18 protein-coding genes and 2 pseudogenes are annotated in these 23637 nt (G+C 66.6%); 7 read left to right on the top strand and 13 right to left on the bottom strand.

The genetic code is table 11. The annotated features are described in order from the left end of the window. Positions 1-63 precede the first annotated feature (63 nt). The 6 genes and pseudogenes from B1A87_RS03940 to mtrA form a co-directional block, all read right to left on the bottom strand. Positions 64-1280 (bottom strand): annotated as a pseudogene (locus B1A87_RS03940) (winged helix-turn-helix domain-containing protein). Between the two features lie 29 nt (positions 1281-1309). Further along, positions 1310-2035 (bottom strand): ribosome hibernation-promoting factor, HPF/YfiA family, encoded by a 726-nt coding sequence (hpf, locus tag B1A87_RS03935; protein ID WP_078028022.1) that lies wholly within the window; start codon positions 2033-2035, stop codon positions 1310-1312. Positions 2036-2239: 204 nt separating this feature from the next. After that, positions 2240-3109, bottom strand: a complete 870-nt coding sequence (locus B1A87_RS03930) for a ComF family protein (protein ID WP_078028023.1) — start codon at positions 3107-3109, stop codon at positions 2240-2242. 75 nt (positions 3110-3184) lie between these two features. Then, entirely contained in the window at positions 3185-4903 is a 1719-nt protein-coding gene (locus tag B1A87_RS03925; RefSeq protein WP_078028024.1) for an LpqB family beta-propeller domain-containing protein, read from the bottom strand. Continuing rightward, positions 4900-6984 (bottom strand): MtrAB system histidine kinase MtrB, encoded by a 2085-nt coding sequence (gene mtrB, locus B1A87_RS03920; RefSeq protein WP_395940220.1) that lies wholly within the window; start codon positions 6982-6984, stop codon positions 4900-4902. The genes B1A87_RS03925 and mtrB overlap by 4 nt, the downstream gene beginning before the upstream one ends. Then, positions 6956-7630 carry an MtrAB system response regulator MtrA gene (gene mtrA / locus B1A87_RS03915; RefSeq protein WP_078028025.1) on the bottom strand — a complete coding sequence of 225 codons (675 nt, stop codon included), beginning with the start codon at positions 7628-7630 and terminating at the stop codon, positions 6956-6958. The genes mtrB and mtrA overlap by 29 nt, the downstream gene beginning before the upstream one ends. A 247-nt stretch (positions 7631-7877) precedes the next feature. Here mtrA and B1A87_RS03910 point away from each other — a divergent pair, with 247 nt between their 5' ends. The 6 genes and pseudogenes from B1A87_RS03910 (at position 7878) to B1A87_RS03885 (ending at position 14205) form a co-directional block, all read left to right on the top strand. Next, positions 7878-9146 (top strand): hypothetical protein, encoded by a 1269-nt coding sequence (locus B1A87_RS03910; protein WP_139362788.1) that lies wholly within the window; start codon positions 7878-7880, stop codon positions 9144-9146. A 215-nt stretch (positions 9147-9361) separates the two neighbouring features. Continuing rightward, positions 9362-9856, top strand: coding sequence for a DUF4129 domain-containing protein (locus B1A87_RS03905; RefSeq protein ID WP_260680638.1), 495 nt, complete (start codon positions 9362-9364; stop codon positions 9854-9856). Positions 9857-9987: 131 nt separating this feature from the next. After that, complete coding sequence (locus B1A87_RS03900; protein ID WP_260680637.1) at positions 9988-11091, top strand: DUF4350 domain-containing protein; 1104 nt, start codon at positions 9988-9990, stop codon at positions 11089-11091. After that, entirely contained in the window at positions 11088-12125 is a 1038-nt protein-coding gene (locus B1A87_RS03895) for a MoxR family ATPase (protein ID WP_260680636.1), read from the top strand. The genes B1A87_RS03900 and B1A87_RS03895 overlap by 4 nt, the downstream gene beginning before the upstream one ends. A 3-nt stretch (positions 12126-12128) precedes the next feature. After that, on the top strand, positions 12129-13421 hold the full coding sequence (locus tag B1A87_RS03890; RefSeq protein ID WP_078028028.1) for a DUF58 domain-containing protein: 1293 nt from the start codon (positions 12129-12131) through the stop codon (positions 13419-13421). A 56-nt stretch (positions 13422-13477) separates the two neighbouring features. After that, positions 13478-14205: pseudogene (locus B1A87_RS03885) on the top strand (DUF4166 domain-containing protein). A 10-nt stretch (positions 14206-14215) separates the two neighbouring features. Here B1A87_RS03885 and B1A87_RS03880 read toward each other — a convergent pair. Together B1A87_RS03880 and B1A87_RS03875 are read right to left on the bottom strand one after the other, a co-directional pair. Then, positions 14216-15229, bottom strand: a complete 1014-nt coding sequence (locus tag B1A87_RS03880) for a hypothetical protein (RefSeq protein ID WP_260680635.1) — start codon at positions 15227-15229, stop codon at positions 14216-14218. 36 nt (positions 15230-15265) lie between these two features. Next, a complete protein-coding gene (locus B1A87_RS03875; protein WP_078028030.1) occupies positions 15266-15724 on the bottom strand; it encodes a chorismate mutase in 459 nt (152 codons plus the stop codon). A gap of 150 nt (positions 15725-15874) precedes the next feature. On the opposite strand from B1A87_RS03875, the gene B1A87_RS03870 reads away from it, so the two are divergent. Then, positions 15875-16531 (top strand): NADPH-dependent F420 reductase, encoded by a 657-nt coding sequence (locus B1A87_RS03870; protein WP_078028031.1) that lies wholly within the window; start codon positions 15875-15877, stop codon positions 16529-16531. Positions 16532-16611: 80 nt separating this feature from the next. Here the strand turns inward: B1A87_RS03870 and B1A87_RS03865 are convergent, their stop codons facing one another. From B1A87_RS03865 to mnmA, 5 genes are all read right to left on the bottom strand, one after another. Next, entirely contained in the window at positions 16612-18315 is a 1704-nt protein-coding gene (locus B1A87_RS03865; protein ID WP_078028032.1) for an ABC transporter ATP-binding protein, read from the bottom strand. Further along, positions 18312-19337 (bottom strand): ABC transporter permease, encoded by a 1026-nt coding sequence (locus tag B1A87_RS03860; RefSeq protein WP_078028033.1) that lies wholly within the window; start codon positions 19335-19337, stop codon positions 18312-18314. Before B1A87_RS03860 ends, B1A87_RS03865 begins: the two co-directional genes overlap by 4 nt. A gap of 1 nt (position 19338) precedes the next feature. After that, positions 19339-20430, bottom strand: a complete 1092-nt coding sequence (locus B1A87_RS03855; RefSeq protein WP_078028034.1) for an ABC transporter permease — start codon at positions 20428-20430, stop codon at positions 19339-19341. A 129-nt stretch (positions 20431-20559) separates the two neighbouring features. Next, positions 20560-22194: an ABC transporter substrate-binding protein gene (locus tag B1A87_RS03850; protein WP_078028035.1), complete on the bottom strand. Its 1635-nt coding sequence runs from the start codon at positions 22192-22194 to the stop codon at positions 20560-20562. A 252-nt stretch (positions 22195-22446) separates the two neighbouring features. Next, entirely contained in the window at positions 22447-23589 is a 1143-nt protein-coding gene (gene mnmA, locus B1A87_RS03845; protein ID WP_078028036.1) for a tRNA 2-thiouridine(34) synthase MnmA, read from the bottom strand. Positions 23590-23637: the final 48 nt, after the last annotated feature.

Raw genomic sequence — 23637 nt, 5'->3', positions numbered from 1 at the left:
TGCTGCCGAATTCTGGCGTGTTCAGTCTACGGGAGAGACGCACAGCACGTTGCGCCTGTTCCCTCAGAGCGGATACGGCGGCGCCGGCGCATTGACGGCGGCCGCGACACTGGCGGAAAGGTCCCCTACCGGGGACACAACCACCTCGGCGAGCCCGAGCCAGTCGGCCATCAGCCGCAGTTCCGCGGCCAGTTCGACGGCGGTGTCCGCCGGCGCGTCCGGCTCGGCAAAGCACGCCTTGGCCAAGAGCCGGCTGCCGGCCCGGTCAGCCTTGAGGTCCACCCTCGCCACGAGGCGGTCCCGGAGCAGGAAGGGTAGGACGTAGTAGCCGAAGCCTGTCTCTTATACACATCTAGATGTGTATAAGAGACAAAGAGCTCTTCAAGCCTGCGCCGCTCGAAGACCAGGGAGTCAAAGGGGCTGAGCAGTGCCCTGCCTGTGGCCGTGCGCGGCAGCCGCGCATCTGTATGGCGGTACAGCTTCCTGTCCCAGCCGTCCACTGTGACAGGAACCAGCCGTCCGCTGTCCACGAGGTGCTCCACCGAGAGCGCTGCGGCCTTGAGCGGCGTCCGGAAATAGTCTGCGAAACACCGCACCGTACCGATCCCGTGTGCCTGTGCCGCGGCCTCGATAAGCCTGTCCATCGATTCCCCTGGCTCCGGCGCCGTGTCCAGCGCGTGCCCGGGCAGGACGCTGCGCGTCAGTGCATACTTGCGTTCGAACTGCTCCGTCCGCGACGCGGCAGACACCACGCCTTCTTCAAAGAGGTGTTCCAGAACCCGCTTGACCGCATTCCAGTTCCAGCCCCAGTTGACGTGCTTGCGGTCCTCCACATGCCCGATCCTCGCCGTGAGCTCAGCCGCCGTCATGGGCTTGCCGCCGGCCAAGGCCTCAAGGATGCGGCCGGTCACGCCGGAACGCAGACCCGGATCCATGGCTGAGGCCCCTACCCAAGTGCGGTTCTGCCAGGCCACGAGATCCAGGAAGTGCTCTGGCCGGATGAAACTGGCTTCATGCGCCCAGTACTCCATCATGCGCCGGGGATGTTTTCCGGACATCTGCTGGAGGATGGCCCGGTCATAGTTGCCGAGCCGGGAAAAGAACGGCAGGAAATGGCTCCGTGCCAGGACATTGACAGAGTCGATCTGGACCAGCTGGATCCGGGCAAAGGTCCGGCCCACCGTCCGTGAAGTCACGGGGCCGGCGGGCCGTCCTTTGTCCAATCCCTGTGCTGCCAGGGCGATCCGCCGGGCCTGTGAAAGGCTCAGCGATGCACCCATGTCAACCCTTTCGTTGTTTGGGCACTATCTTATGCAGTCGCGGCCGCGTCGTCCGAGCGGTACGCGTGGATCTTCTCTTCATGCGTGTTCTCACCGGGCTCGCAGTAATGGTCCAGGGTGATAACACCGTACGTCCAGCCCCGGCGGCGGTACACGACGGAAGGGGCATTCGTGGCCTTGTCCACGAAGAGGTAAAAGTCGTGGCCGATAAGTTCCATGTTGTCCACGGCGTCATCGAGGGTAAGGGAGGCGGCCGGGAACACCTTGCGGCGGATCAGTACCGGCGAATCACCGGCAGGAATGTCGTTGTCGACGTCGTACGGCGACTTCTCGGCCGGCTCCGGAGCAGGTTCGGGGCGGTGGCTCGCTTCGACGTAAATCGGCTCATTGGGGCTCGCGGGCTCCAGGGTTGCTGTTGCCTCGCGCACCGCCTTGGGCGTGTGCCGCCCGTGGTGGACCTTCTTGCGGTCCTTGGCCCGACGCAGCCGCTCAAGCAGCTTGTTGTAGGCGAGATCGAAAGCGGCGAACTTGTCTGCGGCGCTTGCTTCGGCACGGATCACGGGGCCGCGGCCCAGGACTGTCACTTCGACTGTGAGCTGGTCACCGGTCTGACGCGCATTCGTTTCCTTCGAAACCTTCGCGTCGACCCTCTGGACCTTGTCCCCAAGCGATTCGATCTTCGAGATCTTCTCGCCGGCGTATTCGCGGAATCGGTCCGAGACCGTCAGATTTCGTCCGCTGATCATGAACTCCATGGTGCCCTCCAAATGACTTCGGTGACACGACGGCGGCACTTCGCGGGGACGATCTGATTGACAGTCGAGCCCCTTTCCGAGCCGCTATCGAAAGGTACAACTGATCTTGGTACCCATACCCGACGTTAGTTCATAGCAACGAGTTATTCATCCTTTCGCTGTTTATTTTTTTGTATGTCTCCGGTAGGCCCGGCATGCCAAGTCCTACGCCGGTGAGGGCGGCGCGTCGGGTGCGCGGGTGGCCGCCAGGACCACCGCGCCGCGGACAATTCCCCCTGCCTGATGGACCGCTCTGGCAGCTTCAGCGAGGGTCGCTCCGGTGGTCAGGACGTCGTCGACAATGATGCACGGCCGTCCCCGCAGCCCGCCCCGGGCAGCCCTCCGGACGGCCCGCATGGAACCGCGGACCCTCCGGGCCCTGTCCCCCCGGCCGAGCCCTTTCTGGCCACCCGCCAATGCCGCCGGTGCGCCCGCGATCCTGACTTTCCGCAGGGCGTCCTGGCAGCTGACGCCGCTGAGGCTGCTGCTGCTGCGGAGGGCTCTGGCCAGCAGCAAATGGACAGGGCTGAATCCTCTTGTCCGGAACGCGCTGTTGCTGCTGGGCACCGGCACCAAAACGATCCCCCGGTCGCCCGCGGCTGCGGCGGCGATCGCCCGCCCGAGTGCGTTGCCCAGGACACTCCGGAGCTGCCGCTGTCCGTGGCGTTTGAAGGCCAGGACCGAATGCGCGAGTTCCTCCCGGTAGATGCCGGCAGCCACCACCGGCAGAATGATCGAACCGTCAGTATCCATGAGGGCAGGCGCCGCTGACTCAGCCCGGAACGGATGCCGGGTCAGGAGCCGGAGCCGGCGCTCACAGCCGGCGCAGATAGCCAGGTCCTCCCGGCCGCAGCAGACGCACTCTATGGGCAGCGCCAAGGCCAGAACCTCCGCTGCGGCTGCCGCAATCAGGTCTGCGGCCTTCAGGATCCGTTTCCGGTGTTCGCCGCGGTGCCTCGCGGACCATGCCGGCTGAACCAGCAGGTCGGGATCTGTCGGCCCCCTGCCCGGCTGAGCTGCTCGTCGCTGTCCCACACGCCAAGACTGCCGGACCGGACGGCCCGGCATGAAGAGCCCGACTGCCGTATGTGGAAACTCCCCCCGAACGGGTCAGCCAGGGAATGAAGGGTCGGTGGGCCCTTTCAGTTGCGGGGACCAGCCATTTCCCAGCCTTTGGAAAATGCCGTCGGCAGACTGGGCGAAGATCTCCTCGGGTCCGTTGCCGGCGCTGAGAGCCACCAGCCCCGGCCACGGGGCCAGCTTCTGCGGCTCGGCGGAGGTGAGGGACAGCAGTTCCGGAGTTACGTCTGCGGACGCCGCGCCCTTCATCACGACAACCGTGGTGTCGTTGACCCACGCGCCCTGGTCCGGGCTGCCGCTGGCCTGCAGCGTGATGGGCGTGGTCAGCTCCTTGGGCGCTCCGTCAGCACTGCGGATGATTCCCGTCACCTGGACGCGTGTCTGGCCGTTTTGCTCGGAAATGACCAGCGCCCGGACCCCCTCGCGGGAGACGCGGAAATCTTTCACGGAGCGGCCCGCCAGCCAGGAAGGGGTCAGCGTCACTGAAGGCACCGTGGCGCCGGCAGCCACGCCAGTGGGCCGGAATGCCGTCAGCTCGGTGACTCCCTGGGCGCCCGGCCCCGCAGTCCACACCCAGTCGTGCAGGCTGAAGGAAGGGTGCGTCAGGGTCGAGCGGGTCGTCAGGGCACGCGCGGGCTGCCCGGGCACCATCGAATACAGGGTGCTGCGGCTGCCGTTCAGGAACGCAACAGACTGGGAGACCGGCGATTCGGCAGGCGAACGGGGCCTCAGCGCCGCGACCGACTGCATGTCGGGCAGCGGCGAAATCCTGTTGTTCTCGTACCGCACGAGTTCGTTGTTGCTGACGGCGATCTGGCGTGCCGGAGCGTTTCTGTTCTGGACCGGGGGCAGCACCGAGCCGTTGTCCTCCACGCGGACAAGGTCCTGGTTGGCCCGGAGCTCTACGTTGATCACGTCAGGCTGGCTGCGGAACGTCAGGGCCAGCTGAGTCTGCATCCGGAGCCTGTCCTCGGTGGAGGCGTCGGTCAGTTCCTTCGCCGACAGGTCCACCTGCGCCGCTCCCGAAACCACCGGCACGGACTCGCGGGCCAGCTTCATGCCGGAGGGGAAGGCGCTGACGACGGCGCCCTTCAGATACGGCGCCGGCCCGCCGAGCAGGGCACTCGTCATCGACTTCACGGTTTTCTTCTTGATGAACCAGCGCACGTCAGGAACGGCGTACGTGAAGCTCGGATCGTAGAAGTAGATCGGGTAGGCCCCGTAGATGACCCGGAAGGTTTCCTCGGGGATGGCCGTGCCGTCAGGAATTTTCGAAATGCGCCACTCGCCGTCGACCTGCACCAGGGTGACAGGGATGCTTTCCTTGGTTCCTTCCGGCATCTGGGTGGCCACGCCGTCGGCATCCACGGAATATGCCACGTCCAGCTGGTAGTTGAAGACGCCCTCGACGCCGGTTTTCACGACTTGCTCCGACCGGAAGACGAGCGTCCGCTGATCCGGCTTCCAGGCGACCGCGGACGCCTGGGTAAGGTACTGCCGCGCCACCGCGTAGTCATCCTCGTATCCGCTGCCGGCGCTGTAGAAGTCCTCGATCACCGCCTCCGGGCTTGATCCGGTCAGGGGGGCGCGCGGGAAGAAAACGGGTGCATTAGGATTTCCGGCGCCCTCTTCGCGGCTCTTGCCGACGGGACCGGACCTGGGGATCTGGGCGCAGGACGCCAGGAACAGCAGCACGACGGCGAGAACGCACGCCACCACGCCGCGGACGTTCGGCCTCCGGCCGCTCATGACCGCTCCCCTGTCCCGGACACTCCCGAAGCCCGGGTTCCACCGGGCACGTGGGTTCCGGCCGCCACGTGGGGACCGCCAGGCACGCGGGCTTCGTCGGCCTCAGCGGCGGCAGCGTCCTCAGCGGCGGCAGCGCCGTCAGCGGGGATGGCGTCGTCACCGGCGTCCGCCGGCCCGGCAGCAGCGCTGCCCACATCTAGATGTGTATAAGAGACAGCGCCGTGGCCGGGCAGGCCCACATCCGCGGGCTCCAGCTGAAGGGGCGACTTGGTGATCGTGCCGCCCTGTTTCAGGGGCAGCGTCAGCCGGAAATTGGAGCCGACGCCCGGGTTGCCCCAGGCCTGCAGCCAGCCGTTGTGGAGCTTCGTGTCCTCGGTGGCGATGGAGAGCCCCAGCCCGCTGCCTCCCGTGGTGCGGGCACGGGCAGGGTCGGCGCGCCAGAAGCGGTCGAAGACCCGGGCAGCCTCCGCCGGGCTCATGCCGATTCCATGGTCCCTGACGGTGACGGCGACCGCGGTTTCATTGGAGGCCACGGAGATGTTGACGGGCCGGCCTTCACCATGCTCGAGGGCGTTCAGCACCAGGTTCCGCAGGATCCGGTCAATGCGTCGGGCATCCATTTCCACCACGACGCTGCCCTCCGGGGCGTTAAGGGTCATGCCCGAGCCGTACTCCTCTGCAACGGGCGAGACCCCTTCCATGACGTGGGACACGAGCTGCACGATGTCCGTGGCCTCGGCATCCAGCATGGCGACGCCGGCGTCGAACCGGGAGATTTCGAGCAGGTCGGCCAGCAGCGACTGGAATCGTTCCACCTGGTTGTAGAGCAGCTCGGCCGACCTCTTATTAATAGGGTCAAAATCGTGACGGGCATCAAAGAGCACCTCAGCCGCCATCCTCACCGTGGTCAGCGGCGTCCGCAGCTCGTGGGATACGTCCGAGACGAACCGCTGCTGCATCTGGGAGAGCGTGGCCAGCTGCGTGATCTGTTCCTGAAGGCTGGCGGCCATGTGGTTGAAGGACGCTCCCAGGCGTGCCATTTCATCTTCACCCTTGACCACCATGCGCTCCTGCAGCTGCCCCGCCGCGAGCTTCTCGGACACTACGGCGGCGTGGCTCACCGGGCTGACGACGTTCCGGGTGACGTACCAGGCGATGCCGCCGATCATCAGGATCAGCGCCGCGCCGCCCGCCCAGAGGACGTTCTGGATCTCGTTCAGCGTTTGTTGTGCCGTGTTGAGGTCATAGATCAGGTACAGCTCATAGACGGTGCCGTTGAACGTAACCTTGTTTCCGACGGCGATGCCGGGACGGTCTTCTGTCCCCACCGGGAACTCGGTGGAGGCCCAGAACTGCTCTTTGCCGGAATTCTGCACGGCGGTCCGGAGTTCGGGCGGGATGACGCTGATGGTCAGCTGGTCGGACGCCCGGGACTCGACCCAGCGGTTGCGGGGCTTGGTCTGCTCCGGCATTGCCTCGAACACGTAGCGGCGCTGGATAACAGAGCCCCTGCCCTCAACGGCATTCAACGTGTCATAGACCAGGGTGATCACACTGGACTGGTCGGTGACCTGCGCGCCGTCGAACGTGTCCTGCACCTGCTTGACGTTATAGCGGGTTTCGGACTCCGCCTGGGTCAGCCGCTCCTGGAAAAGGTTGTTGGCAATCTGGTTGGACAGGTAGGCGCCCACGATGGCAAAGGAGCTGATGGACAGCAACAGTGTGGTCAGGACAGTCCGGAACTGCAGCGACCGGCGCCACCGGCGCTGCAGGGAATGCAGGAGGTAGCGGATTCCCGGGAAAAACCGGTCCATGCCGGTGCGCACCAGGCGGCCGACCCGCACTGTGACGATCAGCGCACGGCGCCGCCAGATCCGGATCTGCGACGGCAACCTGGCGAGGCTCGCGCCAAAGGCGTCGGTGTGTTCCGGCACGGGGTGGGCACCGGGTTTGCGGGGTGCATCGGACGTCTTTTCCGCCGTCGCAGGGTTCGGCGAGGGGGCTCCGGGAGCGGAGTCCACCGGGGCATCAGAGGGATTGGGCCCCTGCGGTTCAGGAACCTGCTTTATAGCCGACACCACGAACCGTCAATACTACTTCCGGAGCTTCCGGATCACGTTCAATTTTTGACCGCAGCCGCTGGACATGGACATTGACCAGCCGGGTATCCGCCGCATGCCGGTAACCCCAGACCTGCTCCAGCAGCAGCTCGCGGGTGAACACCTGCCACGGCTTGCGTGCCAGCGCCACCAGGAGATCGAACTCCAGGGGCGTCAGGGAAATCCGCTCGTCCCCGCGGTTCACGAGGTGGCCGGCGACGTCGATCGTGATGTCCGCGATGCGCAGCGTCTCCGGCGCCTTCTGGTCGCCCGGGCGGAGGCGTGCCCGGACGCGGGCCACGAGCTCCGCCGGCTTGAAGGGCTTGGGAACGTAGTCGTCGGCGCCGGACTCCAGGCCGCGCACCACATCCGAGGTGTCGGATTTGGCCGTCAGCATGACGATGGGAACATCCGACTCGGCCCGGATCTGCCGGCACACCTCGATGCCGTCGGTACCGGGGAGCATGAGATCCAGCAGCACGAGATCCGGCTTCGACGAACGGAAGATTTCCAGGGCCTGTCCGCCGTCGGCGCAAAAAACGGGCTCGAAGCCGTCGTTGCGCAGGACGATGCCGATCATCTCTGCGAGTGCCTCGTCATCGTCAACTACCAGAATGCGTGCCTTCATAGTTATATATTCCCTTATTGCTGTTGCTTTGTCTTATTGGCCGCATCCTCGGCATGGCGTCAACGCCCTGCTTCCGTGCGCGCAACGCCGGGCTTCGGCGGGGAAGACCTTGCGGTTTAACGGCCTGCAGGACCGGGCCGCGCCGCCGCCAGGCGGTGAAATCTCCCGGAGGCTAGGTTGCCCGACGGCGGAACTATAGTCTGGAGTGGCCCGGCCGTTTCCGGTGCGAACCTTGGGGAGGAACAGCTTGTCACAGCAGGACCCGAATTGCCCGCCGCCAGAGCACCTGCCGCCGGAGTCCGGACGCCAGCCATGGGGCCCTGCTTCCCCCCAAAACCAGGACGGACGGCCGCCGCAGACCTGGGGCGCACCGCCCCAGTGGGGTAACCCCCAACCCGGAAACCAACAGCCGTGGGGCGCCTACCAGAACCGGCCCGCCGGCTACCCCGCCTATACCGCGCCGCCAAAGCCGGGGGTGGTGCCCCTCCGGCCGCTGATGTTCGGCGAGATCATGGACGGCTCATTCCAGACGATCAGGCGAAACCCCAAAGCCATGCTGGGGGCGGGCCTCCTTGCCCAGGCCCTGGGGGCGATCGCCGCCGGCGTCCTCACGGCGGCGGGGACAACCTCCGAAGCGTCGATAAGCGCCTGGCTGGAGACCCAAAGCAATGCCGAGCTGGCCGGCATCGGTTTGGCAGTGACCAGCGCAGTCGCGGTTGTCTCGATCCTGAGCGTTTTTATTTCCACGGTGCTTCAGGGTGCCATGGTGGTTCCGGTGGCCAGGTCCATCCTCAACCGGCGGACCGGTTTCCGGCAGATGTGGTTGCTGGCACGCGGACGCGCCTGGGCGCTGGTGCGCATGGCAGGCATCGCGGCTGGAGCCGGCATCCTGGCAACGGCGCTGTTCGCGGTGGTCGCCATCCTGCTGGTCAGCACGGCCGGCGCGCTGTCCTTCGCAGTCGTGTTTCCGCTGGGGCTCGCTTTTCTTGCGGCCTTCATGTGGGTCGCCGTGAAGCTGTCCGTCGCGCCGGCAGCCATCGTTATTGAAGAGCTCGGTGCCCTGGACGGGATCCGGCGCTCCTGGAGCATCACCCGCGGGCACTGGTGGCGCATCTTCGGCATCATCCTGGTGGTAGCGCTTCTCGTGGGTGTCATCGCCCAGATAGTCATGATCCCTGTCAGTCTCCTCTCCGGGCTGTTCACCGGGGTGGTGGCCCCGCACGACGCCGCGGGCCAGGCCGCCGCCATCGGAATCGTGGTTGTCGTGGCCACCACAGTCATGTCTGCCCTCGCCGGTGCCGTGGGATTCGCCTTCCAGACGTCCGTCATGGCATTGCTGTACATGGACCTGCGCATGCGCAAGGACGGCCTCGACATCGCGCTGCTCCGGCTGCTGGAGACCGGGGCCGACGACGGCGGAGTCCCGGGCCGCGGAGTGCCTGTCTACGGTGCCGGTTCGGCCGGGCCCGCGGCGGGCTGGCCCCCACCGTCCGGCGCTCCTCCGCTGCGCGGATGACCGGCCGGCAGGCACTGTTCGCCGGCGATTGGCCAGGCACATGCTGACCCTGCTGGCCACAGAGCCTCCGGTGCAGCCCGACCGGGAGGAGGCGCGCCGCTGGGCCGTGGAAGAGCTGTCCAAACGCGAATACCGGGATGCCGAACCGGGCTGGCTGGCCGAACTCTGGCGCCAGTTCCTGGACTGGCTGCAGTCTGTCTCTTATACACATCTAGATGTGTATAAGAGACAGCCCCACCGCGCCGCTGATCGGAATCGGCATCGCGGTCCTGCTGGGCCTGGCCATCATCCTGGCCAGGCCGCGTCTCAACGCCCGGCGCCGGGCGCCAAAAGAAGTGTTCGACCCCGACGGGCGGGTTACCGCCGCAGCGTACCGCCGCCTCGCGGCAGCCGCCGCAGCCCGCGGCGACTGGGCGGCCGCCGTCGTCGATCAGTTCCGCGCCCTGGTGCGCTCCGCCGAAGACCGGGCGGTCCTCGAGCCTCAGCCGGGCCGCACAGCGGACGAAGCTGCCGCACAGCTTGCCGCCGTCTTCCCGACGGCTGCCGAGAAGCTGGCACAAGCGGCAACCGTGTTTGACGCCGTGCGCTACGGAAGCGGCAGCGCGAACGAGGCCCACCACGAGGCCATTGCCGCCCTGGACTCCGCACTCGATTCCCTCGCACCCTCCTATGCTGACGGCGCAACCGCAGGGCTCGCGGTGCCCAAATGACAGCGCCGGAGCGAGTCCGCCCAACCGGCGGGGGCGAACCAGCCAACAGCCCGCCGGGCCTCGGCGGAGCCGTCCGCCACGTTGACGTGCGAAGGCTGCCCGGATGGATCCGACGGCACCGGGGGCGATTGGTGTTCAGCCTTGTCATGGTCGTCGCCCTCGCCGTGATCCTCGCCGTGCAACTGTCGCCGCGGTCCGATTCCACCGAGCTGTCCATCCGCAACCCTGCACCAAACGGCGCCAAGGCTGCGGCCGAAATTCTGGGCCGCCATGGCGTAACGGTGGAGCAGTCGGAGTCCTTCGAGGAAACGCTCGCGTCTGTGGCTGCTGCCCGCCGGAAGGGCAGCGGATCCACCGTCCTGCTCTATGACCAGCGGGGTTTCCTGGAGGGTGAACGGCTCCGCCAGTTGCTGTCAGCCGCCGACCGGCTCGTGGTCGTGTCGCCGCGCCTCGCCACGCTGACCGGCCTGGGCGGCACTGTCCGGCAGGCAGGTGTAGTGCCGGAGGCGGCAACCACCCTGGAGCCGGGCTGCGCCGTTGCCGATGCCGAGGCGGCGGGGACAGTCAGCGCTGACCAGGGCTTCCTCTACACCGGCGGCAGCACCTGCTACGGCGCTACCGGCAACGGGCGCGGCCTCTACGCCGCGGCCGAGAACGGAAAGCTGGTCGTCCTCGGCAGCACGGCGATCATCGGCAACCGCCTGCTGGACGAAAACGGCAACGCGGCCCTGACCCTGCGGACCCTGGGCAGCCAAAGCCACCTTGTCTGGTACCTGCCGGGCGTTGCCGACCTTGGCTTCACCGCGTCCCCGAAGACCCTGGACGATCTCGCCCCGGACTGGGTGGCCGTCCTGGGCCCGTGGCTCACTTTCGTGGCCCTGCTGGCGGTCTTTTGGCGGGGCAGGCGCCTCGGGCCGCTGGTCTTCGAGCCCCTGCCGGTTATCGTCAAGGCCGCCGAAACGGCCGAGGGCAGGGCCCGCCTGTACCACGATGCGCACGCGGTGGACCGTGCGGCGGACAATCTCCGGGCGGGGACCCTGGTCCGCCTTGCCGGATCCCTTCGGCTGGGTGCCGGCGTGGAGTCTGCCGACGTGTCCGCGGCCGCGGCCAGGCATCTGGGACGCGACCCTGCCGACATGTACCGCAACCTGCACCGCCGCCCGCAAACGGAGGCCGAACTCGTCAGTTGGGCCCAGGAGCTGTCAGGACTAGAGAAAGAGGTAACCAGTACATGAGCGACCAACCAACCGGCGATGCTCCCGGGACCTACGGCGATGCCCCGGTGACCACCTTGGCCGGGCCGTCCGCGCACGGGGCTCCGGATCCCGTCCGCCAGGCACTCCTCGATGTGCGGCACGAGGTGGCCAAGGCCGTCGTCGGACAGGAGTCCACGGTCACCGGCATGCTGATCGCCCTCCTGTCACGCGGCCACGTATTGCTCGAAGGGGTCCCGGGCGTGGCTAAGACGCTGCTGGTCCGCGCCCTGTCCGCGGCCCTGAGCCTGGACACCAAGCGCGTGCAGTTCACGCCGGACCTCATGCCGGGCGACGTCACCGGATCCCTCGTCTATGACGCGGCCAACTCCGATTTCAGTTTCCGTGAGGGCCCGGTTTTCACCAATATGCTCCTGGCAGACGAGATCAACAGGACCCCGCCGAAGACCCAGGCCTCGCTCCTGGAGGCCGTGGAGGAACGCCAGGTCTCGGTGGACGGTGTGTCGCGGCCGCTTCCCGTGCCCTTCATGGTTGCGGCCACGCAGAACCCCGTGGAGTACGAAGGCACCTATCCGCTGCCGGAAGCGCAGCTGGACCGGTTCCTCCTCAAGCTGACCATGCCCCTGCCGGACCGCGCCGCCGAAATCGAGGTCATCCGCCGGCATGCCGCTGGTTTCGATCCCCGTGATCTGGCCGCCGCCGGCATCCGTCCGGTGGCGGGCGCGGATGAACTGGAGCGGGCCCGCCGGGCTGTGGCGGACGTGGCTGTGGCGCCCGAAGTCATGGGCTACATCGTTGACCTTGTCCGCGCCACCCGCTCAGCCCCCTCGTTCCAGCTGGGCGTGTCGCCGCGCGGAGCGACGGCCCTGATGAACGCGTCGCGGGCCTGGGCCTGGTTGTCCGGCCGCGATTTCGTCACCCCGGATGACGTCAAGGCGCTGGCCCTTCCGTGCCTGCGGCACCGCGTGGCGCTCCGGCCCGAGGCGCTGATGGACGGCGTCCAGGCCGACGATGTGCTGGGGAGCATCCTGACGTCCGTGCCCGTCCCCCGCTAGCTCATGGCAATTTCGGGACGGTTGGTACTCCTGGCACTCTCCGGGCTTTGCCCTGTGCTCCTTTTCCCGGGGTGGGAGGCTGCGCTGGCCGTGCTCCTGGTCCTGACCGCGCTGGTCCTGGTGGACCTGGGCCTCGCCGCATCTGTAGCTCACGTTTCCGTGGCGCGGTCCACGCCCGGAAATGTCACGCTTGCCGGCACCGCGGACTCGGTGCTCACGGTGCACAACACGGGGAAACGGGCGCTGAGGGCACTGGTGCGCGACGCCTGGCAACCGTCCGCAGGGGCCGTAAACCCGGTCCAGGAAACAGAAGTCCCGCCGGGCGAGAGACGGCGGCTGACCGTCCGGCTGCGGCCTACCAGGAGGGGCGACCTCACCGCGCCGCACGTCACCCTTCGGTCCTTCGGCCCGCTCCGTCTCGCCGCACGCCAAAAAACCCTGGAGTGCCCGGGGTCGGTCCGCGTGCTGCCGCCGTTCAATTCCCGGCGCCACCTCCCCTCGAAGCTGCGGAGGCTCCGGGAACTGGATGGCAAGGCCGCCGTCCAGATCCGTGGCGCCGGCACGGAGTTCGATTCCCTCCGCGACTACGTCCGCGGCGATGATGTCCGCTCCATAGACTGGCGTGCCACGGCGAGGCGGTCCGCCGTCGTGGTCCGCACCTGGCGGCCGGAACGGGACCGGCGGGTGGTGATTATGCTGGACACGTCACGGACTGCCGCAGCCCGCATCAACGACGAACCGCGGCTGGACACCGGGATCGAAGCGGCGCTGCTTCTGGCCGTCCTCGCTGAACGGGGCGGGGACCGGGTGGACTTCTTCGCCTTCGACCGCCGGACGCGGGCCAGGGCCGGAACGGCTGCCGGCGGAAACCTGCTGGGACAGCTCGTACAGGCCATGGCGCCCCTCGAAGCGGAGCTCATCGAGCTTGATTGGGCACAGATTCCCGGGCAGGTCCGGGCCGTTTCCGCGCACCGCTCACTCGTGGTGCTGCTGACGTCGCTCGACGGCGGCGCTCCGGAGGAGGGGCTCATTCCGATGGCGGCGCGGCTGGCCCAGCAGCATGTGGTGGTGGTGGCTTCCGTCCGCGATCCCATGCTGGGCGAGCTGCTGGCGGAACGGACGACGGCGGCGCAGGTGTTCCGCGCGGCGGCGGCGGAACGCGCCCTGCTGGAGCGCGAGGCGGTGAGCCTGCAGCTCCGCCACCTCGGCGTGGAGGTCGTGGATGCGGAACCCCACCAGCTGCCCCCTGCGCTGGCGGACGCCTACATCCGGCTCAAGGCGGCGGGCCGCCTGTGAACGGCAAAAGAGCATTCAAAATCAATTCAGCAGCTCAGCCCATCAGGAGGTCTTCCGTGAACACGCCGATCTACCAGCAGGCCATGGGTGCCGGCTTCGGCCGTCTTCAGCCCGAACTCCAGGATTACTTTTCACGGCCCCCGGTTCCGGCCGGTACGGCGTCGGGGAGGGCGTGTTCGACGTCGTGGGCTGCCGGCAGCGCTGGCTGCGGCCGCTGCTGGGGTTGACCGCCGGCGAGGAGGCCTTCTTCCCGGAATACGGTGAGCGCGTACCGTTCCGGATCGAAAACCATGCACATCTGGACCCGTTCGGCCGCTCGAGCCTGACCGCCCGCCGGCAGATCTTCTTTCCCGGCCGCACCCGGATTTTCCAGGACACCACCAGCGTGCGCTCCCCGGGCACGGGCGATCCCCCCGGAGCGGCGCGGCTCGTGGACTACGTCGGCAGGTACCGCCGCCTGGTCACCGACCTGAACCTGAGCGCGACGGCCAAAGGCCGGCTCCGCGGGGTCTCCGAAGCGTCCCGGCTGTTCCTGGGGCCGCTGCGTGTGCAGCTGCCCCCGCCGCTCGATGCCAAAGCCTATGCCGAACAGTGGTGGGACCCGTCAGAAGGGGCACATGGCAGGCACCGGATCCAGGTGAAGGTGATCCAGCCGCAGGTCGGCCTGGTCCTGGTCTATGCCGGGCACTTCGATTACCGGCTCGAGGCCTACCCGGGCGGGAATTCGGCGCCTGGCTTCCTCCCGTTGCATGCCGTGCCGGACCGCTGGGAACAACGGACCTAACGCCTCCGCCTCAGCCGAGCGCCAGCTGGTTCAGGCCGTCGGCCGCCTGCGTCAGGCGCGTGAGCACCGCCGTCGCGGCCTTGGGGGTGTGCTCCTCAAGCCCACCCGACGGCGTGATCCGGAGCGTCCCCAGCTCTGCCAGCGGCAACCCCAGCTGCTGCCAGGGGCGACGTACCGTTTCAACGACATCGGCGACCCGGGGCAGCTCGCCGGCAGGGTTGTCCACGCGCAGGGCGCCAGCCCAGATCCGCCTGCCGGCTTCAACCGCTTCGGCCAGCTGCTCCCACTGGCGGGACGTCAGCGCCTTCAGCGGAACGGCGATGCCGTCCGCGCCGGCGGCGAGGATCCTGTCGAACGGAGCCTCGATCTCCGGGACCGCGATGGCGATCTCGGCGGCACCGGCGTCGCGGACGGCCTCAATCACCACGCGCCACAGCTCCGTCACTTCCTGTCCGGCAACGGACCGCAGCGTCCGGTAGCCGCTGGAGGTGGGAATGGTGCCGGCCAGCACGGAGGCGATGTCCGGCTCGTCGAGCTGCACCACGAGCCGTGCACCCGGCACGGCAGCAGACACGCGGGTGAGGTGCTCGCCAACGCCGGCGGCAAGGGAGGCTGCAATGTCACGGCGCGCACCGTAGTCGATCAGGGCGCGTTCACCGTTGTGGAGGTGCAACCCGGCGGCCATGCTCAGCGGCCCCCGCAGCTGGACCTTGAATTCAGCGGCCGCCTGGCCGTCCTCTTCGCCGGCCACGTCGGCGAGCACGTTGATATCGGTGGACAGGGCCGATCTGGCCCGGATGAGGTCACGCCCGGGACGGTCGACGATGCGCCAGCCATGGGGCTGGACATCCACGGCCATCTCCACGAGCAGGGACGCCGTCCGGCCGATGGCGTCCGCGCCCACTCCCCTGCCGGGGAGCTCTGCCAGGAACGGAAGATGCGGGCTGCCAAGTTCCCCGCGGATGATCCGGGTGGCTTCGATCGGGTCCTCCCCGGGCCACGGGCCGAGTGCGGTGGCCGTCACTTGCCGTTGCGGTGACGTTGCTGCCTCTGGCACGGCTTAGGCGTTGAGCGAGGTGGAAGGGCCGGCAGCGGGCATGCCTGTTGCGGCCCCGGGTGACGCGCCGCCGGCCCGGTTGTTGCCGCCGGCCGCGTTGTGGTCCTCGGCGATCGCCTCGTGGTGGCGGATCACCTCGCCAATGATGAAGTTCAGGAATTTTTCCGCGAAGGCCGGGTCCAGCTGGGCATCCTCGGCGAGCCGGCGCAGCCGGGCGATCTGGGCGGTCTCACGTCCGGGATCCCCCGCCGGAAGCCGGTGCGCCGCCTTGAGGAAACCCACCTTCTGGGTGGCTTTGAACCGCTCCGCCAGGAGGTACACCAGGGTCGCATCGATGTTGTCGATGCTCGACCGGATCGACAACAGTTCCGCCATCACTGAAGGATCCACATGCCCGGCGAGGGAACTCGCGGCGGGGTCGTAGGAGTCGGTGTCAGGCAGATCATGGTTTAGCTCGGTCATGGATCCAGTCTATGGGCACTGCCGGAAACTCCGCCGGTGTTAAGCGGCTGGCGTCAGGGCGGGCGCGGCCGGGTCCGGACGTCCGCAGCCGCGACGGACGGGCGGACAATGTAGGTGTCACGCAACACACATCGGTCATGGAGGTTGGACATGAGGATTGCAGTTCTCGGCACCGGCACGGTGGGCAGGACCCTGGCCGGAAAACTGGTCCAGACGGGGCACCAGGTCACCATCGGATCCCGGAGTGCCACCAATGCGGCGGCGCTGGAGTGGGCCGCTGGTGCAGGCCCGCAGGCGAAGGCCGCCACGTTCTTCGACGCCGCTGCGGACGGCGAAGTGATCATCAATGCCACTCCCGGAGCCGTATCGCTGGACGTGTTGGCCGCCGCCAGCACGAAGAACCTGGACGGCAAGGTGCTCCTTGATGTGGCGAATCCGCTGGACCTTTCGGCGGGCTTCCCGCCGTCGCTCTCCATCTCCAATACGGACAGCCTGGCGGAAACCATCCAGCGGTCCTTCCCCACGACCCGCGTGGTCAAAGCCCTGAACACCATGCGGGCCGACGTCATGGTGGCTCCGGACCGCCTGGCCGGCGGCGACCACGACGTGTTCATGGCCGGCGACGACGCCCAGGCCAAGGAAGTGGTGGCCGGGCTGCTGCGGGAATTTGGCTGGCGGCCCGAACACATCCGGGATCTGGGCGCCCTCGAAGCGGCGCGGGGGATGGAGATGTGGCTTCCGCTGTGGCTCCGCATCTTCCTCCGGCAAGGCGACCGCGTCTTCAACATCAAGGTGGTTTCCGAGTAAGCCGCAGACAATTGAATGCAAAAGGCCTGCCCGTCCGCCACGCATGCCGGACGGGCAGGCCTTTGCTGCCGGAGGTGCTGCTAGATGCCCAGGAGGGCGCGGTGGTCCTCCCTGCGCTTGGCCTGCTCGGCCGGATCCGGAACCGGGAGCGACGCGATGAGTCGCTTGGTGTAATCGTGCTGGGGCGCACCCATGACATGCTGGCCGATCCCCTGTTCAACCAGCTTGCCCTTGTACAGCACCCCCACCCAGTGCGACAGCATGTCCACCACGGCCAGGTCGTGGCTGATGAACAGGGCTGCGAATCCGAACTCCCGCTGGATTTCCTTGAATAGCTCCAGCACCTTCGCCTGCACCGAAACGTCCAGCGCGGAGGTGGGCTCGTCGGCGATCAGCAGCTTCGGGTTGAGGATCAGGGCCCGCGCCAGCGATGCCCGCTGGCGCTGCCCGCCGGACAGTTCGTGCGGAAAGCGGTCAGCGTACGACGCCGGCAACTGAACTGATTCGAGCAGCTCGCCGACGCGTTTGCGCGCCTGCGCCGCCGACGGATTTGTGTGGATGATCAGCGGCTCCGCCACACAGTCCCCGATGGTCAGCTGGGGATTGAACGACGCTGCCGGGTCCTGGAACACGAATCCGATGTCCTTGCGAAGCGGCTTGAAGGTCCGCTCCTTGAGGTTGAGCATCTCGTAGCCGAGCACGCTGAGGCTTCCGCCCGTGGTGCGGTTGAGCCCCGCAATGGCACGGCCGATGGTGGTTTTGCCGGAACCTGACTCGCCCACGAGGCCAAAGACCTCGCCCTCGGACACCGTGAAGCTCACACCGTCCACGGCTTTGAAGGCGGGGCTGCCCAGCCGGCCAGGGTATTCGATGGTCAGGCCTTTGGCCTCCACCAGCACCTTGCCGCCCTGGTGCGCCCGTTCCGTCATCCCTTCCGAGGCCGAGTTCCGGCCGAGGTGGGGGACGGCAGCCAGCAGTTTTCTGGTGTAGTCCTGCCGCGGTTCGGCAAACAGGGTCTTGACCGACGCCTCCTCCACGACGTCGCCCTGGTACATCACCACGACGCGGTCGGCGAGGTCTGCCACGACCCCCATGTTGTGCGTGATCAGCACGATGGAGGTTCCGTACTTGTCCCGCAGGTCCCGCAGGAGCTCCAGGATCTCGGCCTGCACGGTGACGTCCAGAGCCGTGGTGGGTTCGTCCGCCACGATGAGGCCAGGATTCAGCGCGAGGGCAGCGGCAATGACCACGCGCTGCTTCTGCCCGCCGGAGAACTGGTGCGGATAGTAGTTGACCCGCGTTTCCGGATCCGGAATCCCCACTTTCCCCAGGGCCTCGATGGCCCTGGTCTTCGCGTCCTTGGCCGAAACCCGCCTTCCGCCGGGACCGCCGGAATGCGCCCGGATGCCTTCGGCGATCTGCCAGCCGACGGTGAATACCGGGTTCAGGGCCGTGGACGGCTCCTGGAACACCATGGCCACGTCGCGTCCCCGGATCTGCCGGAGCTCCCTGGCACTGACGCTGATGACGTTGTTTCCGTTGATCAGCACGGCTCCGCGGCTGGTGGCCGTTTCGGGCAGCAGGCCGAGGATGGTCTTGGCGGTGACTGTTTTGCCGGAACCGGATTCGCCGACGATGGCCAGGACCTCGCCGGGGTTGACCTGGAGGCTGACGTCCTTGACGGCATGTACATCGCCGGCGTCGGTGGCGAAGGTGACCTCGAGGTGGTCAATGTCGAGGACCGGGCCTGTGCCGGTGCCTCTCCTGTCGATGTTGACGGTCATGAGCTTCTCACTTCTGCGTCGATGGCTGCCTGCGCACCTGCGGTCGAGTCCGGCCCGCCCTTGCCGGAGGCAGCTTTCTTGCGGCCTCGAAGGCGCGGATCGTTCAGGTCGTTGATGCTCTCGCCCACCAGGGTGAGTCCCAGTACGGTCCAGACGATGGCGAGGCCGGGGAATACACCCGTCCACCAGATGCCGGAGGTTGTGTCCGCCAGGGCCTTGTTGAGGTCGAAGCCCCATTCAGCGGCCGAGGAGGGCTCGATGCCGAATCCCAGGAAGCCCAGGCCGGCAAGGGTCAGGATCGCCTCGGAAGCGTTCAGGGTGAAAATCAGCGGAAGGGTCCGCGTGGCGTTCCGATAAATGTGCCTGCTCATGATGCGGATGCTCGATGCGCCCACTACCTTGGCCGATTCGACGAACGGCTCAGCCTTAAGCCGGATGGTCTCGGCCCGGATGACCCGGAAGTACTGGGGAATGAACACGACGGTGATGGAGATGGCTGCCGCCATCACGCCGCCGAAGAGGCTCGACTGGCCGCCGCTGATGACGATGGCCATGACAATGGCCACGAGCAGCGAGGGGAAGGCATAAATGGCGTCTGCAACGACCACCAGGATGCGGTCCAGCCAGCCGCCGATGTAGCCGCTGACCAGGCCCAGGATGACGCCGGCGAAGATGGACAGCAGTACAGCTACAACGATGACGAAGACCGCCGTCTGGGAACCCCAGACGACGCGGGAAAGAACATCGTAGCCACCCACGGTAGTGCCCCACAGATGCTTGCCGCCGGGCGGTTCCTGCGTGGGAAAGCTGCCGTCGGCGTCGGAAAGCTGGGCAAAGCCGAAGGGAGCAATGAGCGGTGCAAAGATGGCGGTCAACAGGAACGTCCCGGTCAGGACGAGGCCCATGACGAGCATCCCCCGCTGCAGCCCCACGCTCTTGTTGAAATGCGAAATGACGGGGAGCCGCTTGAACAGCGGAGCCCTGTGATCCACGGTGGTTTCCACCGGAACATTCGTACTCATGTCAGTACCTCACGCGGGGATCGATCAGCGCGGCCACGATGTCCACGATGAAGTTGGTGACGGCCACGATGACGGCCAGGAGCACCACAATGCCCTGAACCGCCACAAAGTCGCGGGCCGTCAGGTAGTTGGCCAGCTGGAAGCCGAGACCCTGCCACTCGAAGGTCTTTTCCGTCAGCACGGCGCCGCCGAGCATCACTGCGATCTGGAGGCCCATCACGGTGATGATGGGGATCAGCGCGGGCTTGTAGGCGTGTTTGGTGACCAGACGGAATTCGCTTACACCGCGGGAACGCCCTGCCTCGACGTAGTCCCGGCCGAGCGTGCCGATCACGTTGGTCCTCACCAGCCGGAGGAAGATGCCGGCTGTCAGGAGCCCCAGGGCAACTGCGGGAAGGACGGCATGCGCCATCACATCGCCCAGGGCCGCCACATTGCCGCTGCGGATTGCATCGAGCCAATAGATGCCGGTGGGTGCCTGCAGTCCGGTGAGTGCCAGTTCGCTGGACGTCTTGGCGCGCCCCGCCACCGGGAGCCAGCCGAGCCACACCGAGAACGTCAGTTTCAGCAGCAGGCCCGCGAAGAATACCGGCGTGGCGTAGCAGAGGATCGCGAACACGCGCAGCACGGCGTCGGGAGCGTGATCACGACGGTGGGCAGCGATCATGCCGAGGGGAATGCCCACCAGAAGCGCGACGATCAGGGCGTTGATGGTCAGTTCGAGGGTGGCCGCGCCGTACGTGGCCAGCATCTCGGTGACCCTGCGGTTGTCCGACAGCGTGGTTCCGAAGTTCCCGGTGGCAAGCTGTGCCAGGTACTCGAAGTACTGGACCAGGAGCGGGCGGTCGTAGCCCGCAGCATGGATCCGCTCCTGCAGCTGCTCCGGCGGTAGCCGGCCGCCCATAGCGGCCGTGACAGGATCACCGGTGATCCGCATGAGGAAGAACACCATGGTGACCAGGATGAATATGGTGGGAAAGATCAGGAGGAACCTGATCATGATGTACTGGCCCAGTCCCCCACCGGACTTCTTCTTCTTTGACGGCAGAAGGCCGTCGGCGTCGGTTGGCGGCGCCTCAATCAGTGTTGTCATTACTGCCTAATTTTGTGTTTCCGGGCCGTCGGGCTCCGGATTCTGCTGTTCGGCAACCAGTAAGAAAGGCGGGACGCCTCGCAGGCGTCCCGCCTCCTCAGCTGGTCAGGACCTAATGGGGATGCAGTCCTACTTGGAGATTACGCCGAGACGGGTCTTGAACGATGCATCGAGGGTCTTTTCAACACCCTTGACGTCCGCTCCCGCCACCATCAGCTGGGCACCCTGCAGCAGCGGCAGCGTGGACAGGTCCTTGGCGACGGCCGTCTGGGCTTCGCCCAGCACCTTTTCGCGTTCGGCCTTGTCAACCGTGGTGAGCTGCTTGCTGACGAGATCCGTAACAGCCGGGTTCTCGTAGTGGTTCTTGAGGAAGTTGCCGGGCACGAAGAACGGCGTCAGGTAGTTGTCAGCGTCGGAGTAGTCCGGGAACCAGCCGAGCTGGTAGACCGGGTAGGCGTCCGCGGTGCGTGCCTTGGAGTAGGTGACCCATTCGGTGGACTGGAGGTCCACCTTGAACAGGCCCGACTTCTCCAGCTGTTCCTTGATCATGGCGTATTCGTCGCCCGAGGACTTGCCGTAGTGGTCCGGATTGTACTGGAGCTTGATGTTGACGGTGCCGGTGATGCCGGCGTCGGCGAAGGCCTTCTTGGCCTTGTCCAGGCTGGGCTTGCCGCTGCCGTCGCCGTACATTTCTTTGAGCGGCTGGATGGCGCCGGCGAATCCGTCCGGAACCACGGAGTACGCCGGCAGGTAGGTGCCCTTGTACACCTGCGTGGCGATGGCGTCACGGTCCACCAGGTCGGCCATGGCCTGGCGCACTGCGAGGGCCTTCTTGGGATCGGCGTCGGCGGACTTGGCGCCGAACGGCATGGTGTCGAAGTTGAACACGATGTAGCGCAACTCGCCGCCGGGACCCTTGTGGACCTTGACCTTCGAGTCCTTTTCCAGGTCTGCGGCGTCGGTGGCTGTAAGGCTGCGGCCGGCGACGTCGATGTTGCCCTGCTGAACGTCCAGCTTCAGGTTGTTGGAGTCGGCGTAGTACTTGATGTTGGCGCCGTCGTTGGCCGGTTTGCCGAGGAGGCCCTGGTAGTCCGGGTTGGCCTTGAGGCTGACCAGCTCGTTCTTCTTGTAGCTCTCAATGGTGTACGGCCCGGCAAAGGGCTTGGCCTTGACGATTTCGTCGTCGCCCATGATCTTGTCCGCCGGGAAGACCTCTTCGTCGACGATCGGGCCGGAGTTGGATGCGAGGACACCCGGGAACACCTGGTCGTTGCCGGCCTTGAGCGTGAAGACGACCGTGGAATCGTCCTTGGCTGCCACTGACTTCAGGTTGCCCAGCAGTGACGCCGGGCCGTTGGGGTCAGCGATCTTGACTACGCGGTCGATGGAGAACTTCACGTCCGAGGACGTCAGCGCGTGGCCGTTGGCGAACTTGAGGCCCGGCTTGAGCTTGACGGTGTATTCCGTCGGGGTGGTGAAGGACGCAGATTCGGCGATGTCGGGGGAAGCATCGGCAGATCCGGGCTTGGAGTTCATGAGGAACGGATAGATCTGGTTCATGACCATGAAGGAACCGGCGTCGTAGGAACCGGCCGGATCGAGAGTTACCACCTTGTCGGTGGTGCCATAGGTGATGGTGCCACCGCCAGCGCTGCCGGTGGTTGTTCCGCCGCCGCCGGAGGGGCCCGTGCAGGCAGTCAATGCGAAAGCGGAAATGCCTGCGAACGCGATAGCGCCCTGCAAGGCCTTTTTGTTCATTGCCATCTGTGAACTTTCTGTTCGATGAGTGCGCGCGGCCCGGCATGAATCGTGCGGGCGACGCGCTGTCCTGATGCCTTGATTGAACCAGACGGTTGCCCGGTGAATCGCTGCATCTTGTGAGATGAGACACAAAATTTACCATAATGGGGCCGAGGCAGGGTTTCGGAGCTACCCGTGGGTACGAAAAACGGCCGACGGGTATCCGTCGGCCGTTACGTGGTCCGGAGTTGCGTCAGACCAGTTCAGGGGTGCGCGTCAGTTGAGTTCAGCGCGCTGCAACGAACGCGCGGCGTCGATGGTGGCTTGGCCGAGGACCCGGCTGCCCTGGTACAGGACCACCGTCTGTCCGGGGGCGACTCCGCGAAGGGGATCAGTCAGCGTAACCACGAGGCGGTCGCGCAGCACTCCGGCGTCATCGGCCATCCGCTCCATGCGGGCCGTCGCGGGGACGGGGTCGCCGTGGGCGCGCACCTGCGCATAGCAGTCAAACTCCGCCCCTGTGCCCACCTCGGCGATGGGCAGCCCCGCCCAGGAAACCTTGATGCCGCGGATCTCGTCGATGGCGAGCAGCGCCTCCGGCCCGACCACCACCTTGTTTTCCTTGGGCCGGATTTCCAGCACGAACCTGGGCTTCCCGTCGGCGGCAGGCCGGCCGAGCTTGAGGCCACGACGCTGGCCGACCGTGAAGGCATTTGCCCCCGGGTGCTCGCCAACCTTGGAACCGGTTTCGTCAACGATGTCGCCGGTGCTCATCTCAATCTTCTCGGCGAGCCAGCCGGCGGTGTCCCCGTCCGGGATGAAGCAGATATCGTGGCTGTCCGGCTTGTTGGCGACGGACAGGCCGCGCCGTTCCGCTTCCGCCCGGACCTCGGCCTTGGAGGGTGTGTCCGCGAGGGGAAACATCGAGTGCTTGAGCTGCTCATGGGTCAACACCCCGAGGACGTAGCTCTGGTCCTTGGCCCAGTCAGCGGCGCGGTGCAGCTCGGGGTTGCCGTCGGCGTCGGTGATCACCTTCGCGTAGTGGCCGGTGCAGACGGCGTCGAAGCCAAGGGCGATGGCCTTCTCCAGCAGGGCCGCGAACTTGATGCGCTCATTGCAGCGCATGCAGGGGTTGGGCGTCCGGCCGGCAGCGTACTCGTCGATAAAGTCCTGGACCACGTCTTCCTTGAACCGCTCGGAAAAGTCCCACACGTAGTAAGGGATTCCCAGAACGTCACAGGCGCGCCACGCGTCGCGCGAGTCCTCAATGGTGCAGCAGCCGCGGCTTCCCGTGCGCAGGGTGCCCGGCATCCTGGACAGCGCCAGGTGAACGCCGACGACGTCGTGCCCCGCGTCGACGGCGCGGGCGGCGGCGACGGCGGAGTCAACTCCGCCGCTCATAGCTGCTAGAACTCGCATTTCGGCTTTCTGTAGTCTGATGGCGGCCCGGCCGGCGATTCGCAACGC

Source organism: Arthrobacter sp. KBS0703, from assembly GCF_002008315.2.
Classification (GTDB): domain Bacteria; phylum Actinomycetota; class Actinomycetes; order Actinomycetales; family Micrococcaceae; genus Arthrobacter.
The sequence above is the reverse complement of the archived record's forward strand: the minus strand, read 5'-3'. Positions and strand labels throughout refer to the sequence as shown.